Genomic DNA, 16,456 nt, shown 5'->3' with positions numbered 1-16,456 from the left:
TCCAGAACAATGAAATGAGTGCATTCATCTTACCGTTCTGCATGCATCGCTGCAACCGGGGCTGGGGTCACGGTCCCGGACGGCGGGAGGCGCCGTGACCGACCGCGCCCAAATCCTCATCACCGCCGTCGACCAGACCAGGTCGGCGCTCGCCTCGGTCAAAGGCAACCTGGAGCAGTTGTCGTCTGCCGCCAGCAAGGTCAATGGCGTGCTGGCGAGTCTGGGTGCCGCCTTGTCGCTCGGCGCGCTGGTTGCCGCCGGCAAGGCGGCCATCGACACCGCCGATGAGCTGGCCAAGCTCGCACAGGAGACCGGCGTCTCCGTCGAGACGCTGTCACTGCTGAAGCCCATCGCCGAGCAGTCAGGCACCTCGCTGGAGGGCCTGGCCAGTGGTCTGCGCAAGCTCGCCACCTCGATGTACGACGCGGCCGGCGGGATGAAGGAGCCCAAGGAAGCCTTCGAGCGCCTCGGCATCGCCTTACGCGACAGCACCGGGCAACTGCGCCCGACCGAGGATGTATTGCTCGACCTGGCCGATGCCTTCGCCGCGATGCCGGATGGGGCCGAGAAATCGGCCCTGGCGATGAAGATCTTCGGCAAGAGCGGCGTCGAACTGATCCCCTTCCTCAATCAAGGGCGATCTGGCATCGAGCAGCTGAAGCAGAAGTTCAAGGAACTGGGCCTGGAGATTTCCGGCGACACGGCGAGGTCCGCCGAGGCCTTCAACGACACCATGGACACGGTGAAGCAGGCACTGTCCGGCATCGCCATGAAAGTGGCCGAGGCCGCGCTGCCGGCCCTGCAAAAACTGGCCGATGCATTGGTGGCGCTCGCCTCCCACGGCGAGGAGATCGTTGCCGTGCTGCGGGTACTCGGCGAGATCATCGTCGCTGTGCTGGCCATCAAGGGCGTCGCGGCGGTGGCTGCGTTGGGTAGTGCCTTGGCGGCACTGAGGGCTGCATTCATGCGTTTCCTGCCAGTGCTCGCCGCCGTCGGGGCCTGGGAAATGGGGCGCGGCATCGTCGAGATGGTGCAGAACATCCGCGAGACCAACCGCGCCATCGATGAGTTGAGCCGACAGCGCCAGCGATTGGAGCAGTTGTCGGCAGCGATGGAGGAACTGGCCAACACCGGCACGCTCTCCGTCAAGACCCAGATGATGATGGCAGCACAGGCCGCCGAGCGACTCAAGGCGGCCATGCCAGGCACGGCGGAGGCGCTGCGCACCATCCAGGGCGCCGCCACCCAGGTCGGTCAGGCCATCCGGCAATCTCTCGATGCCGAATCCAAGAAGGCCGCCGAGACCATCAAGCAGCTCTCCGCCAGCTACAAGTCTGTCGCCGCGGACATTAAGGCGATCTGGGATGCCCGCGTGGCCGAGATCGAATCGGCTTATCGGCGGCAGGTGGCGGCGGCGCAGAATGCTGCGCGTTCCGAGGAGTCGTCCATCCGTGGGTCGGTCCAGGCTTTGCTCGACGCCGAGCACGAAAAGCTCGCGGCAGTGGAAGCCGGTGCGCGACAGATGGAGTCGGCCTGGAAGGCGACCTACGGTCAGGCGGTGGCACTCGCCCGGGCTGCCGGTCAGGATGTGCAGGCCATCGAGCGGCAGGCGGTCGATGCCAGAATCGCCATCTATTCGCAGCTGGAGTCGGCCTACCGCGCCACCGTCGATCGGCTGATCGCCGAGGAGCAGCGGCACCTGCAAGCCGCCAAGGCGGCCGACGAGGCCCGTCTCAACCTGCGCCTGTCGGTCGAGGATCGCATCCGCGAGTTGGCTCGCAAGGGCATGGACGAGTATGCGGCCTACCAGGATCGGCTGCGGCAGATCGACGAGAAACAGGCCCAGGCCCGCGCGGCACTCGCCACCGGTAATTTCGAGCAGGCCCGCAAGCTCGCCGAGGAGGCCATGGCCCTGGCCGAGCGTACCGCCACGGCGATAACCCGCCAGGTGGAACAGAACGGCAAGACGGTCACCCAGACCGTGGTGTCCGAAAGCCAAGCGGCGGCGACCGCCATCGGCGAGATCAAAGAAGCTGCCAGCATCGCCGATGCGGCCCTAAAGAAATTGGGCGACGCGCATCGCAAGGCTGCGCAGGAGGCCGGCAATGGCGCGCAGGAAGCCGTGCGCGCGTTGCAGTCGGTTTCTTCCGAGCTGAGCAAGCTGCGCGAAGAGATGCTCAAGGGCGACAAGATCAAGCTGGAGCTGGACATCGATGCCGCCCAGGCCGGCATCGAGAAAATCAAGGCGCTGACCGAGGCGCAGCAAATGGTCGCCAAGATTCAGGCCGACACCAAGGAGGCACAAGCCTCCCTGGAGAAGCTCAAGGCCGACGCGGACAGCCTGCCGATCATCGCCAAGGTCGAGGCCGACACGACACAGGTCATGGCCGACATCGACCGGCTCAAGGGTGTGCTGGCCGCCGCCAACGTGGAAATCCCAGCGTTGCTGTCCTTCGACCAGCCCCGCCAGCAGTTGGCGGCCTTCGCCATGGACGCCAAGACGGTGCTGTCGGCCCCGACCTCGGCCACCCATACCGTGCGCACCGACATGAGCCAGTATCGCTCTGCCCTCGCTGAATTGCTGCGCAACACCTCCAGCGTCCACACGATCTATGTGCGCCGTGTCGAGACCCGCGCCCTGGGCGGCATCGTCGAGCGCTTCGCGCAGGGTGGGCAAGCCATCGCGGATGGATTCCGGCGCGTGCTCGGGCGCGTGCGTGGCCCGGGCACCGAGACCTCCGACAGCATCCCGGCCTTGCTCTCGCATGGCGAATACGTCATCCGTGCCGCCAGCGTGCGGCGGTTCGGCCAGGCCTTTTTCGACGCGCTCAACGCCGGCCTCCTGCCGCCCATCCCGCGCTTCGCCATGGGCGGCCTGGTAGGGACGCCAGCCAGTACATCGCCGAGCCGCGACGTGGTCGATCTGCGCTTCCATATCGGCGACAGGCAGTACACGGCGCAGTCCTCGCGCGATACGGCCATGCAGCTGGCCAAGGCACTGCGGGAACTTTCGAGGGGAGCGTGATGCCTGGCAAAGACCATCTCCAGCAGGCGGTGCCCATTCAATTCTTCGCCTGTGAATGGGAAAAGATATATGAGGAGACGCTCCTGCAGCGGCCATGCGATACCTGGGTTTTGAATTGGCCGCAAGTCGATCCCGAACTGCTGTTCGGCGCAAACTACAGTCCGCTGTCGCGCGGATACTACAATCAAATCGTCACCGCACTCAGCCTCGCTGCAAGTCAATCATACATCCAATGCAATGAACGCCATTACGCCTCGCAGCAAGAGCCAGAACCAGGTCTACGTATCGCGGTTTCCAGCCGCCTCAACCGAGGTGGTGTGACACGTGGCAGCACCGAACGCAGAGGGATCGAGGCGCGGGTGTCCGTGCCATTCGCGGGAGGGGCGGCCCTTCCTCCGCCTCCGCCAACACCCTGTCCGCTGCTACAGCGCGAGCTCTTCGTCAGGTCGGTTGATTTCGGCTACGTGCTGCACGGGCCTGCGAACGGCAACTTCCGCTGGGAATGGGATGGGCAAGCGGCGCCTGCTGACCCGTATTTCGATCTTTACGGGAGAACATTGGGGTTCTACAGCAGCGGCAGCACGCAGACCATCGGCACATTACGCCTCCTCCTCGACAAGGTTGTCGATCTGTGGGTGATCTTCGAGTCTCGACCGATCCCGTCTTCCGTTACTGATCGAGTCGATCCAGAGCAGCCCCTCTCCTATCAGGTCAGCACCGGGGGCGGCTATTTCGGCATCGCCGCCGTGATCGAGGTCACCCACCTGGAATCCGGGCAGATTTGGCATCGGAGCATACACGGTACAAACTACCCGCCAACCCAGATGACGCCATACACTCGGTGGCCGAGTGGATGGGAACAGATGTCGATGGATGCCGACGGCATCATCCGGCATCACAACGTGGATTTTACTTACTTTGTCTACCAAATCGACCCGGCCAGCGTCGGACTGCCGGCGATCGGCACCTACCGGATGCGCTACATCCTGCTGGCCTATGGTTATCAGACCTTCAACCGTTGGGTGACGAGCGACGCGACGGGAACATCTGGCGGCGCGCGAATGTCGTTGGCACCGATCCAGTTCTCGCACATGCCGTCGCTGATCAGTTACACGCCAGGTCTGTCCGAGGGCATCATTCCGCCGTTCGTGATGACCTACACGCGCAGCCCGGTGCTTGCCGATGGCATCGAGTTCGACGCCGCATTCGACCTGAAGAACCTCACCACTTTCCGATTCGTGGTCAAGGTGGGCAACACCTTCGATTTCGCCATCGGACTGGTGGTAACAGCCGCTGGTTTGCATGCGTGGGTGCGACTAGAGCCAGGCGAGACGAAATACCTGGCGGGCGCCATCTCGATTTCCGGGATGACGAACGCGCCTGCCTATTTTCTGCATCCGGAATGGGATAACAGTGGATGGTTGTTCAACACAGGCGGTAACTACCTTTGGACGTACAACGGCCAGTTGTATGTCGATTTCAAGCTGTTTCTGACAGCGCCGAACAATCCGGAAACGACGCCGGCCAACGTGCCCGCATTGAAAACTGGGCTGCGTTGGATATGGAGTATTACCGATTGGACAGCGCAAAGCGAGCCGGAGTGGATCGCGATCAAGCGATACATGTCTGATGGGCGCTATGGCTATGAGCATGAACTCCAGCTGCGATATGTTGGTGAGGATGCAATCATTGGCATCAACCGATCGATCACCAAGCCAAGCTACCAGCCGTTAATCAATCCGGAGACATTCTTCGTGACGGGATACAAGACATCGCCGCTCGACTATGTTAGCCCGTGGCACAAGCGGCCATGGCCAACTTACTCTGGATGGCCGAGCCGCACCGTGCCGATCATGATCAATGGCGAGAAGCGCACATGGAATGGCTCGGAGTATGTCTGGGAGTCGGTGACGGCGGAGCCGATTTCACTCACCCGCCCGATGTTGCAACAGGTGGCGGCCATGCTCGATGTCGTCGAGTACGTGGTGATGGATGGCGACGACATACGCTGGTTCGTACCGGTTGCCTACAACCCACCGGAGTATCCAGAGACATTCACAAACGTCTTGTGGATTGACCGCTTCTACACACAGAACGGTGCGCTGGTGGATGAGGCGGCCATGCGCTCCGCCTTCCAGGCGGTGATCGATGCCAACGCCGACAGTTGGCCAGACTACCGCAACATCGTCATCCATCCGGCGGTGCGTTTCGGCAGTTTCCTCGACAACGGCGGCTTCGAGGTGGGGGAATACCTGCTTGGCCCAACCGGCAGCCTGATCGAGGTGGGCGGTCTGGATGATCTCGCCACGGTCAGCACGCGATTCCTCTACTACATCAATCCCGAGTTCCGGTAGGAGACCCACGTGATCCTCTTGGATGGCATCCAACTCCCGCCGGGCCTGGTCTGGGTGGACGAGTTTGCGGCGGGCCGTGTGGCCCAGACCGCGCGCCGCACCCTCGACGGATCGCTGGTGGTGTTCTACGGCCAGTTTCAGGCCGGGCTACCCATCACCCTGGAATCCGAGATCGATGCCGGTTGGCTCACCCGTGCCCAGGTCGAGGCCGTGGCGATCCGCGCGGCCAGCCCGGGCGGCATCTATACCTTGCAACTGCGCGATCAGACCATGCAGGTGATGTTCCGCCACCAGGACGCGCCTGCCTTCGAGGCCCGCCCGTTGGTGCCAGTAGCCAACCCGCGCCCGACCGATTACTACCTCGCCACCATCAAGCTCATGACCGTCTAAAGGAGACCGATCATGCCCATACTCGATAACGAGATCGTCTGGCGTCCCGCCGCCATGGTATCCGACACCACCCCCGCCCAAAACGGCGGCCGCATGGCCTTCTCGCAGCTGGTGTCGGGAGTGAAAAACAACCTCTTTCCCGACGTCTCCCAGTCCGAGCGCACCAGTGGATCGACCAAGTGGCGCAAGGCGTTCATCCATGTGGCGAGTGCGCAAGACACGGCGCTACTGAACGTGCGCCTGTTTCTCGATGCCATGACGCCGGCTGGGGATTTCGTTGTATTCCACCCGGGCACGCAGACCGACACCGAAGACCAGGTCACCAGCCGCCCTTACGGCATCGGCACGCTCCATGCGAACCTTGCCGCCGGTGCCACACAAATCCTCGTCGCATGTGAGCACAACGCCGAATACGCCACCCTGCAGCCGTTTAGGGCGGGCGATTTGGTGCGCGTTTCCAACCGGTCGAGCACCGGCGGTGCGGGCAACGAGGAATGGGTGACAGTGACCAATGCAACCTACGGCGCCGAGTACGCCACCCTGGATATCTCGTCTGCACTGGTAAATGCCTACGACACCGCCGACACGCTGGTGTCCAGCGTGTTTGAGTTGCCGAGCGTGGTGAGCAGTTACAACGATGTCACGGTCACGAGCGCGGGCGGCACCTTCGATTCCGCCACCGTCGGCAACCTCAGCGTTCACAACATGGGGGCCATCGAGGAAAGCTGGACGCTGACCTTTACCAGCGCCACCGATTACACGGTATCTGGAATGACGGTCGGCATACTGTCCAGTCCCGGCTCCATCGCTGCGGACTACGCGCCGCTGAACCCGGCGACCGGCACGCCGTATTTCAGCATTCAGACCCTCGCCTGGGGCGGGAGCTTTGCCGCGGGAGACACTGTGACCTTTACGACGCACCCGGCGGCGATCCCGATCTGGTATCGCCGTCAAGTGCCCGCTGGTACCTTCAGTCTGGCGAACGACTACTGCTCACTCGCCATCCATGGGGAGAGTGCGTGATGGCACGAGTAGGATTTAAAAAGACCTGGCCAGAAGGCACTTTCGACAATAACGCAGTGCGAACCTTGTTTATACACATGAATACTTACGTCAAGAATGCAGGGTTCAATGTGCTGATCGACGACCCATACAACATCGACTTCATCCGCATGGGTGCACCTGCAGGGACCGCCGACGATGACATTCAGCACTGGGCATTAAGTTTCAGTGACCAGGACCCATATGGAGTGATCCGAGCGCACTCGGTCTATGGCAACGACTACATCGATGCCAATGCCTACGTCAATAGCTATACCATCGTGCATTCCTCGTGGGCGGGCAATCCAACACCGGAGATCACTGTCTGGTTCGCCGCCGACGGCGTAGCTGGGTGGTGGTGGATGCATGTCAATAAAGTGGACACCAACAGCGCCACCGGGGTATCGATGCTCTTCACTGCCGCCGGTACGACCTCGCGGCGCTATCCGTCCGACATGCACAAGGGTGTGTGCGCGCGATACGGCGTGCGGACGGCCTTAGGAGATTGGAATCCGGCCTACGCGAAGGACGAGAACGGGGAGATCAACATACAACCATGGGCGGGCACCTGGTCGCCTTTCGGCGAAGGATGGAGTTTCAACGGCAAACGCCACGCCGGATCGCCGATGCCCAAGATGGCCGTGCCGCAGTTCCCGAATCGGGACGGCGGCATCAGCGCCTGCATCCTCGGTGAGTTCAATGAGATTCTGATTCTCACAGATGGTTACGCACAAGAGGAGGTCGTGGCACCAGGCTGGATTGCTATGATCGGTGACGAGTGGCAGCAGCCCTACGCCGTGCCGGCGCCTGATTCGTTCGATGTGCTATGACCATAGGTCTTTCCCTTGGCCTGACCCTGGGGGCTGGGCTCTATGTGGACGCAGGGCCGACCCTCATCAAGCGGAGTTTTACGGCATCCTGGGGCAAAACCGAGGTCTTCGTGGCCAATGCCACGGGATGGGATATCGCCAGGCATCGCGCGTGGCGGCGTGCAACGAATTGGTCGATACACTTCGCCACGCGATTCGATGCCGTCTATGGCCTGCGCCTGGAGAGTGCCGCACAGTACCCCTACGGCGACATGCGCAAGCATGCGGTGCGCATGCAATCGCCTTACATCGACCTCGGCGCCTGCCGAAAATCGCTGCGGGCCGCGTACTGGCTTACACAGCACGTATCCGCCAGGCACGACGCCAGCTATGCCGTGACCGAGGTCGATCCGGTCAAACGGCGGATGACGACGCCATGGTCGCTGCTTGCCGATCAGTACATTCAGGCGATGGCGAACACGCCCGAGCTCGTCTGGAACGGCCAGCGCATCCGTATCATCGAGGCCACCCTCTCCTGCGACGAGGACAGCCCGGTCTGGATGGCGCGCATCGCATTGGCGAACCTCGCCGACTTCGCCGCCATCGAAATCGGCGACACCGTCACCCTGACGCTCGGGCAGGAGGTCTTTGCGCTGATGGTCGACGGCAAGACCCTCTCCCGACCATCGCTTGCAGAGCGGAGCATGGAGATCACGGCGGTCTCGCCCGTGGCGCGATTGGATGCCCCTTTCGCCGGTGCCATCCGCCTCTACGAGCATGGCGCGGTCTCAGCCCGCGCGGCGGTAGAGAACCTCATCGGCCCGGTGGACTGGCAATTGCCGGACTGGATCATCCCGGCAGGCCGCCTGATGCTCGAAGGGGCAACGCCGCTGGCCGCCGCCCGCCACCTCGTCACGGCCATCGGCGGACTCATCGAGAGTCGACCCGATGGAACGGTGGTCTGTCGCCTACGACACCCGGTCAGCATCCCGCAGTACGGTACCGCGCCGGTCGCGCACAGCCTGTTCGATGCCGACGTGATGGCGGCGCAGGCGCAGATCGCCCCCCTGCGCGGTTACGACCGGGTCACCATCGCCAATGAAGAGGGCGGCGCGGACACGACCAATGACACCATCGAGTACGTCCCGGACCCCGATGATGCCCATCGTGGCACCGTGCGCGCCTATCTCGCCCGCGAGCGGGCGGTGACACTGGCCCACACCGGCCATCCCGCAACGGTCATCGAAAGCCTCGGCGCGGTCACCCGCACCGAGACCGAGACGGTCGAGTTCGTCGCAGGGCGGGCGAGTACGCGCTATCCGGTGGCGGCCATCGTGAACCTCGCCTGGCAGCACGCGAACCTGGGAGACGTGTCTGCCTCGGGCCAGGACCTCACGGCGGCCACCGGCGGTTACAGCCTGCTACGCATCACCTACACCACAACGTCACTCGACTGGCGCGTCGCGCTTCCCATCGATGAGGAAGTGCAGTTCGTGCTGGTCGATGCCTGAGGACACATCATGGCCAATGCCACCATTCGCGTTCAATTCGGCAACCCGGACGGGACGGGTTCGGATGGTCACCTATCAGCAGAGGTCGACACCCGGCCCGATGGCCTGAACGGTGGCCGCAGCGCGTTCAACCCGGGCGAAACCGCCTACATCCTCGTCTACAAGACCGACAACGTCACCATCACGGACGCCATCTGCTCGGCAGGATCACTTTCTGCGCAGGGCAGCGCCGTGGTGACGGTCACGGAAGAGCTGATGTTCGAGGATTCCGACACGGCCACGCTACCGAAACCGGCGCGCTCCGGCCTCTCGCAGACGGTCTGGTATGGGCGCAGCCTCGGTGGCCTGACCCTGCAGTCCGACAAGATCACGGTCAAGGCCCAGGTCAAGGGGGTGGCGGTGGCCAAGGTCACCTACGACGCCCAGGCCCTGGTCTATGCGCTCTCCTCCCCTGCCACCCTCAACGGCGAGACGGACTTCTCGATCCTGGCGCTCATCAAGGGGGTGGCGTCGTGATCATCGAGGTCTATCGGGGTGACGGTGTGCGCCCGGGCTCGCCCATCGTCGAGCCGCTGCTTTCCGACGACGCCCTGATCCATCGCGGTCGGGCCGAGATGGACGCCAACGCCCACGCCTTCAACCGCATCGACATGGATGTGGTGTTTCGGCCCGGCATCCGTCTCGGCCAGCTCATCGAGGCCATCGACCCGTCCACCGCACAACCCTACCGCGCCAAGGTCACGGGCATCCAGATCACCGTGACCGAGGCCTCGATCGAGACCCGCCTCACCCTGGAGCAGCCGCGATGACCTTCGCGCTCAAAGAGCTATCACGCCTGCTCACGCAAGACAGGGCAACCATGGGCATCGTGGTCGCGATCAAGGGCTCCGTGGTGCGCATCGCCACCGAGCGCGGCGCAGTCACCGCCAAGGCGCTCGACGCCCTCGCCGTCGGCGATCGCGTGCGAATCGACAACGGCATCGCCATCAAGGCGCCCACGGCCAAGAGGGTGCTGCCCGTCTGACTGTTCGTCCACTTCATTTGCAACCCACGACCCCGCCACCTGGCGGGGTCTTTGTTTTTGGAGACCCAAAATGAGCCCACCCACCATGCAAGACGGCATGGTCGTCATGCCGCGTGATGAGTTCGAAAAGATGCTCGAGTGCGCCGCCGAGCGCGGCGCGAGGCGCGCTTTGGCCGACGTCGGCCTCGACGGCGAGGATGCCGCCCACGACATCCGCGAGCTGCGCAACCTGCTCGATGCATTCAACGCCGCCAAGCACACCGCCTGGCACACCCTGATTCGCATCATTACGACTGGGTTCATTTTGATGATCGTCGCTGGTGCCATCGTCAAGCTCAAGATTGGAGGTGGCCAATGATCGAGACACTGCTCGGTGGCCTCCTGGGCGGAGCCTTCCGCTTGGCGCCCGAGGTTCTCAAGTGGCTGGACCGCAAGGGCGAGCGCAGCCATGAACTCGCCATGCAGGACAAGGCCTTGGAGTTCGAGAAGCTGCGCGGCGCCCAGCGCATGGCCGAGATCGGCGCCGGGGCCGATGCCGCCTGGAACGTGGGCGCCCTCGAGACCTTGCGCGAAGCGGTCGCCGCCCAGGGGCAGCGATCGGGCGCCCGCTGGGCCGATGCGCTGTCGGCGAGCGTGCGGCCCGTCATCACCTACTGGCTCATGGCCCTGTACTGCGCCGCCAAGACCGCCGCCTTCGTGGGCGCCGTCGAGGCCGGGGCGGACTGGATCCCGGCGATCCAGGCGGCCTGGACCGAGGCCGACCAGGCCCTGTGGGCCGGGGTGCTGAACTTCTGGTTCCTCGGCCGCGTGTTCGACCGGGTGCGGCCGTGATTGCGGTACCCCAAGCGGCCATCGAGCTGGCCAAACGCTTCGAGGGCTTCCACCGCGTTCCAAAGCACGATCCCAACCGCGCCTATCCGTACATCTGTCCGGCCGGCTATCCGACGATCGGCTACGGGCATCTGTGCGATCCGAAGCACCCGCCGATCACGGAAGGCGAGGCCGAGGCCTACCTCGCCCAGGATCTGAAGGTGGCGCTCGCCGCCACACTGCGCTATTGCCCGGTGCTGGCTACGGAGCCCGAGAACCGGCTCGCAGCCATCGTGGACTTCACCTTTAACCTCGGCGCCGGGCGGCTGCAGACCTCGACGCTGCGGCGGCGGGTCAATCAGCGGGACTGGCGCGGTGCAACGCAAGAGCTACGCCGCTGGGTATACGGCGGAGGCCGGATCTTGCCAGGTTTGGCTTTGAGGCGAGAGGCAGAGGTTGCGCACCTTGACGTCGATCCACTGAAAAGTGGAGCTGCGTGACTTCGTAGGCGCTTGATTGCGCACAAGTACGCATTTGTCTTGCTTTGTGAGGATTTTGGTGGTCTAATATGAGGTATACCCTGTACAAGGAGCCACCGTGGCTGTGCCAACGAAGATCTCAGTACTTGTCCCCGATGACGAAGCTCGTCGCTTTGAAGCCTTCTGCAACGAACGTGGGTACAAGAAATCGACGCTGATTGTTCGACTGATCAAGGAGCACTTGGATAGAGAGCAGTACCCGTTCCAGGGGTCATTGCTCACCCCAGCCTCCAGCAAGGAACGGGATTCCGTAAGTGCAAAGAAGAGCCGATAGAACGGGAACCAAGAAGTGACAACACCAAATAAGCCAAGACTTTCCTGCATCGACCTCTTCGCGGGATGTGGTGGCCTGAGTCTCGGGCTTAAGGAAGCGGGCTGGAGCGGGCTCTTCGCAATCGAGCGCGACCCAATGGCGTTCGAAACCCTGTCTCAGAACTTCCTGGTTCCGGGGGCGCCATACGCGAGTTTTGCAGACTGGCCTGCATGGCTGCCAAAGACAAACCATGACATCGTGGCCCTCCTGAAGAACGAATCAGTGCGGAAGCACCTTCGATCTTTGCGTGGTGCGGTGACGATGATAGCGGGAGGGCCGCCATGTCAAGGATTCAGCGTCGGAGGGCGCCGCGATGGTGCAGACGAAAGGAACAGCCTCGTTTACCAAATGCTTGACATGGTTGAGCTGGTTCGCCCGCGAGTCGTGCTGATTGAGAATGTTGAGGGGATTGCACGCCGGTTCGTTGCACGCCCAGGCGAGGCGAGCACCTCTGTTGCTGAATCGGTAATCGAACGGCTCTCAGATCTTGGCTATACGAGCATCTTTGATGTGCTCGATGCCAGTCTATTCGGAGTTCCCCAATCCAGGCGCCGCGTGGTCATTGTGGGCATTCAAGACTGTCCGATGTCTCCTGCAGACCTTAAGGCGACCTTTAACGAGATGCTGAGTAAATCAGCAGTCGCAGTACGCCAACATTGGGGTCTACATCAAACCAAGAACGTCACTGCGAAGGAAGCCATAGCCGACCTCACAGGCGGCGCCCGGGTGGTGTGCCCCGATTCAACAGAGTTTGAGTCGGCCGTATACACCAAGGCCACCTCCGCATATGCACGCGCGATGAGGAGGGGGCAAAAGACGGGGAGCATTCCGGACTCCCACCGTTTCTCGAAACATGGCGAGCGAATCCAGGCACTGTACAACCTGGCTCATCAGACCCAACCCCTGGGCGACTGTCGAAAGCGTTCTTGCTTGAAAACGGCACAAAGAAGGACAAGAAAGTTCTCATCGATGCGTCAGCGGTAGTGTCGACGATCACGACTCACCCGGATGAATTTATTCATTATGCTGAGCCGCGGAATATTACTGTCCGCGAAATGGCAAGACTTCAATCATTTCCTGACAACTTTCACTTTTACGGCCGATATACGATCAACGGACCGCGCCGAAAACACGACGTAGCAAGGTGCTCGCAAGTGGGCAATGCAGTGCCGCCGCTGATGGCTGAAGGTCTTGGTCTAGCGTTGCGCAACCTTCTTGACTTGCTGAATGCGCAATCTGCCGCTGCATCCCCCGCGCTGCCAGCAAGACAGCGCCCCAAGGTTTCAGCGCAGGAAAAGATCTTCTCGGGGATTGTTGCCGACTGAGCAGCGAATAAGATTGTATTCACAGGGGCAAGTCGCCCCTTTTCTTCTTCCAGGATAAATATGGCTCTTCTCGACCTTCTACGATCAAACAGCAAGCCGACCTGCGAAGCTGAGCGCACAAGCGCCCTCGCTGAGATAGGCGGGCTATTCCCGGACACAGAGTGGGGGGTGGACGCCGACTTCAACTATTACACACAAGCCAACATTGACAACCTTTGGACCAATGAGCTTCGCCGGGGCATCAAGAACAAGCTCGAGACTGCCGGCCTTGGTGAAGCGGATTACGGGACTTGGCTTGGGGACGTCCATTTCCTGAACATCGGGATTTACCGCAAAAGCCTCTTTGAGCGCTACAGAAGTAACGCGGGCTGGCGCCTAGTTCTCATGGCCTTGCCACGGGCAGGCGCGATCTTGGTAGGTTTGGCGTCCCATTATCAAAACGCCCAGAATCACAACAGGCTCGGCGAAGTATCGAATCTTCTCTTCGACATCGCCTCGGAAGCATTGGTGAACGATGGGCAAGGGCCAATGTACGGCCGCAAGATCTCAAGCGCCGACTGGGACCAGAACGGCTTATTTCCGACTCCGCTAGCGTCCATCGCAGGCATCTCCGTTGCCCCAGACGTTGTCTTTCTGAAAGACATTCGAACAACAACGCTCAAGAAGATATTGGCATCCTTTGTCGCGGTCAAAGTTCTGCCCAACTCGGTTGCCCAGGCCGACCTGCATCGCGAGCTCATGGAATTGGCAGTTTCCGCGAAATACCTCTCCGCAAAGGTCTACCCATTCAGGAGCCTCGAGGAATTTGAGGCTCTCCGGGCCCTTGCGCTGCAGGACCTGGCCGCAGCCGGTACGCGGTTGCTATTACGGAAGAAGAGCTCAACCCGATCTATCGTTCGCGTCTATTATGGCCCACCCGGCACCGGTAAGACCCTAGCAGCCGTCCGCGAAGCGGTGAAACTTGTCGAGCCAGGCTTCGACGACAAGGGAAACCCGACGACGTCTTTCGAAAAATTCAACGACTATCGAGATCAGTGCGCTTTCATCACTTTTCATCCTTCGCTTCAGTACGAGGACCTTGTCGAATCGATTCGGCCGGTGATATCCGATGACAATGACGCCCCTGGCGATGAAGGCGATACGCCTGACGAAGCCTCACCAAAAGGTCAGCTTCGTTACAGAGTGCACGAGGGTTTGCTACTCCGCATGATCCGGCGAGCGCTTCAGACGCCTGGGAAGGAGTTTGTGATTGTCGTAGATGAGATAAATCGAGGTGATGTCAGCCGAATCCTGGGTCCGTTGATATCAACCTTGGATTCTGACAAGAGAGTTGGAGCTGAATTCCCGATTGGAATAGAGCTTCAATACCCCCGCGCAGAAGAGTTGGAATCCCGGCTTTTTATGCCGTCAAACCTACATTTGATTGGGACAATGAACTCGTCCGATCGGAATATCGCGCTCGTTGATCATGCGCTTCGACGCAGGTTTGAGTTCATTCAAATTCCGCCAGAGCCTTCCCTGCTGCGAAGCACGACAGATGCGCAATCGATAGATTGCGGGCTGCTTCTGCGAACGATCAATGCCAGGATCGAGCATCTGCTAGATGCAGATCATTGCATCGGTCATGGCTACTTTATCGGCTGCGATACCAACGCAAAAGTGATCGAGCGACTAGCGACTAAGGTCATTCCGTTGCTGCGAGAGTATTTCTATGGCAACGAGGGCTTGATGTTGATGGTCCTTGGGGACTCTGCCTCGCAGACTGCGAACTTCTTCAAGCTCAATCCCCCTGAGAAGCAGTTCGAGACGCTATTTGGAATAGATCAGGATACGGCGTCCGCCTACGGCTACCGCCCTCACAAGACTCCCAAGAGCCTTGAGCTGGACTCCCGATTTTGGAATCCGACAAGGCTTATTCCCGGGCCTGATGACGAAGCTTATGCAGTTAGCTGTCTACTGAAGCTTTGTCAATCAGGATCGCCAGTTCCTCCGAACTCTGGTGACGTCGAGGGGGAAGTGAATGAAGCGCCTGCTGCGGTGTGAGGAATGGTCAAAGCTGCGCGTAGGTCCCGGACTTGAGCTGGAGTCCTTAGAAGAACTTACCTCGATTGTTGCCGGCTGGAAGTATAGTACCGGCGAAGATCCCGACGCGTACTTCGACATTTTGCCAGGAGCGCTAGTGCCCAAATTCTGGACGGGCACGCTGGAAACCGAGCTTTTAGTCCTTGAGGTTGCGCCGATTGGGGCGAAGCAACTCGAACCAGAACTACGGTCCAACCTGGATGGCAGCTTGTCGGCGATGCTGGCAACCGCCTTGTCGGCCCAGTCAATGACAGCGGGACTGGCATCCATAAGCGCAGATGGCAGTAGGCATGACGCTCTTATGGAGATGTTCTGCGATGAACTGCAACTCGCGCGTCGCCGCCAAGTAATCCGAAGATACGCATCGACCTCCGATAGCCTGCCCTCGCCCAGAGGCCGAATATCGTTTCCGGGCCAGTGCTATGAGAGCATTCGGAGACCAGGCCGCTTCGCGTCTGCGTGGGTGGCACTCACCGAAGACGTCCCTGAAAACAGGATATTCAAGGAAGTCTTACTCCGCTACCGGCCGCGATGCTCTGCACGAATCCGCGGCCGCATTGATCTATGTCTATCCGAACTCGACTCCGTTGATGCTTCCGGAGATCACCGCTTGGAGTGGGCAAAGGTGCGCGCGGACCGGCTTCCACCCATTTATCACTCCTTGCTTCGGCAAAGCAAGGCCCTCTTGGATGAAGAGGGTGCCGGAGTTTTTGCTGGAGACAAGCTTGCCACGGCAGAGATTGTCTTTACGTCACGCCTTTTTGAGCAATTTGTGGCCAAGGAACTGTCTTGGATCTCGCCGGCAGCCGGCTTGGTCTCCAAAGCGCAGGATCGAGGGACATTTACATGCTCACGAGGCGACGGAAAAGGTGTTTTTGAGTTGATTCCGGATGTGAGATTGATTGACGACCGTGGAAAGACTGCGCTGATAGTGGACACCAAGTGGAAGTCCCTTGACATGCGCAAGCGTCATCTTGGCATTTCGCGCGAAGACATCTATCAAGTCTTGACTTATGGGTCGCGCTTCAATTGCGCCGACGTTGTCCTCCTATACCCCGACGTGACAAACGAGACAGGCAAGACCGGTTACTACCAAAAATTCGAGTCCATCTTAGGTGCTCGAAAGTATTCGGTCCATGTCCTGAAGATACCGCTGCTTGCACCCACGCTCATGGTTGCAAGGGACTTGCTGACTGGAGCCCAAATCTCGGACCACCGGGTTCTTTAGTTTCG

General features: G+C 60.8%; 16 protein-coding genes. All 16 read left to right on the top strand.

Annotation, left to right across the window (positions count from 1 at the left end):
- Positions 1-94 precede the first annotated feature (94 nt).
- Positions 95-3,025, top strand: coding sequence for a phage tail tape measure protein (locus EP379_RS05245; RefSeq protein ID WP_127476546.1), 2,931 nt, complete (start codon positions 95-97; stop codon positions 3,023-3,025).
- Positions 3,025-5,379 (top strand): hypothetical protein, encoded by a 2,355-nt coding sequence (locus tag EP379_RS05240; protein WP_127476544.1) that lies wholly within the window; start codon positions 3,025-3,027, stop codon positions 5,377-5,379. The genes EP379_RS05245 and EP379_RS05240 overlap by 1 nt, the downstream gene beginning before the upstream one ends.
- A 9-nt stretch (positions 5,380-5,388) precedes the next feature.
- Positions 5,389-5,769 (top strand): hypothetical protein, encoded by a 381-nt coding sequence (locus EP379_RS05235; RefSeq protein ID WP_127476541.1) that lies wholly within the window; start codon positions 5,389-5,391, stop codon positions 5,767-5,769.
- A 12-nt stretch (positions 5,770-5,781) separates the two neighbouring features.
- Positions 5,782-6,792, top strand: coding sequence for a hypothetical protein (locus tag EP379_RS05230; protein ID WP_127476539.1), 1,011 nt, complete (start codon positions 5,782-5,784; stop codon positions 6,790-6,792).
- Positions 6,792-7,640, top strand: coding sequence for a hypothetical protein (locus tag EP379_RS05225; RefSeq protein WP_127476537.1), 849 nt, complete (start codon positions 6,792-6,794; stop codon positions 7,638-7,640). Before EP379_RS05230 ends, EP379_RS05225 begins: the two co-directional genes overlap by 1 nt.
- The gene (locus EP379_RS05220; RefSeq protein ID WP_127476534.1) at positions 7,637-9,130 is read left to right on the top strand and encodes a hypothetical protein; all 1,494 of its coding nucleotides are present in this window, start codon (positions 7,637-7,639) and stop codon (positions 9,128-9,130) included. The genes EP379_RS05225 and EP379_RS05220 overlap by 4 nt, the downstream gene beginning before the upstream one ends.
- A 9-nt stretch (positions 9,131-9,139) precedes the next feature.
- Complete coding sequence (locus tag EP379_RS05215) at positions 9,140-9,646, top strand: hypothetical protein (RefSeq protein ID WP_127476532.1); 507 nt, start codon at positions 9,140-9,142, stop codon at positions 9,644-9,646.
- Positions 9,643-9,939: a hypothetical protein gene (locus EP379_RS05210; protein WP_127476530.1), complete on the top strand. Its 297-nt coding sequence runs from the start codon at positions 9,643-9,645 to the stop codon at positions 9,937-9,939. The genes EP379_RS05215 and EP379_RS05210 overlap by 4 nt, the downstream gene beginning before the upstream one ends.
- The gene (locus EP379_RS05205; protein WP_127476527.1) at positions 9,936-10,154 is read left to right on the top strand and encodes a hypothetical protein; all 219 of its coding nucleotides are present in this window, start codon (positions 9,936-9,938) and stop codon (positions 10,152-10,154) included. The genes EP379_RS05210 and EP379_RS05205 overlap by 4 nt, the downstream gene beginning before the upstream one ends.
- Before the next feature lie 70 nt (positions 10,155-10,224).
- Positions 10,225-10,512, top strand: coding sequence for a DUF6127 family protein (locus EP379_RS05200; protein WP_127476525.1), 288 nt, complete (start codon positions 10,225-10,227; stop codon positions 10,510-10,512).
- Entirely contained in the window at positions 10,509-10,985 is a 477-nt protein-coding gene (locus EP379_RS05195; RefSeq protein WP_127476523.1) for a hypothetical protein, read from the top strand. The genes EP379_RS05200 and EP379_RS05195 overlap by 4 nt, the downstream gene beginning before the upstream one ends.
- A complete protein-coding gene (locus tag EP379_RS05190; protein WP_127476520.1) occupies positions 10,982-11,464 on the top strand; it encodes a lysozyme in 483 nt (160 codons plus the stop codon). The genes EP379_RS05195 and EP379_RS05190 overlap by 4 nt, the downstream gene beginning before the upstream one ends.
- A 328-nt stretch (positions 11,465-11,792) precedes the next feature.
- Positions 11,793-12,800: a DNA cytosine methyltransferase gene (locus tag EP379_RS16960; protein ID WP_197722862.1), complete on the top strand. Its 1,008-nt coding sequence runs from the start codon at positions 11,793-11,795 to the stop codon at positions 12,798-12,800.
- A complete protein-coding gene (locus EP379_RS16490; RefSeq protein ID WP_197722861.1) occupies positions 12,743-13,141 on the top strand; it encodes a DNA cytosine methyltransferase in 399 nt (132 codons plus the stop codon). The genes EP379_RS16960 and EP379_RS16490 overlap by 58 nt, the downstream gene beginning before the upstream one ends.
- A 60-nt stretch (positions 13,142-13,201) precedes the next feature.
- Positions 13,202-15,184 (top strand): McrB family protein, encoded by a 1,983-nt coding sequence (locus EP379_RS05180; protein ID WP_004869975.1) that lies wholly within the window; start codon positions 13,202-13,204, stop codon positions 15,182-15,184.
- A complete protein-coding gene (locus tag EP379_RS05175) occupies positions 15,162-16,451 on the top strand; it encodes an McrC family protein (protein WP_127476517.1) in 1,290 nt (429 codons plus the stop codon). Before EP379_RS05180 ends, EP379_RS05175 begins: the two co-directional genes overlap by 23 nt.
- Positions 16,452-16,456: the final 5 nt, after the last annotated feature.

Source organism: Sulfurivermis fontis (assembly GCF_004001245.1).
Lineage (GTDB): Bacteria > Pseudomonadota > Gammaproteobacteria > Thiohalomonadales > Thiohalomonadaceae > Sulfurivermis > Sulfurivermis fontis.
This window is presented reverse-complemented; position numbering and strand designations above follow the sequence as displayed.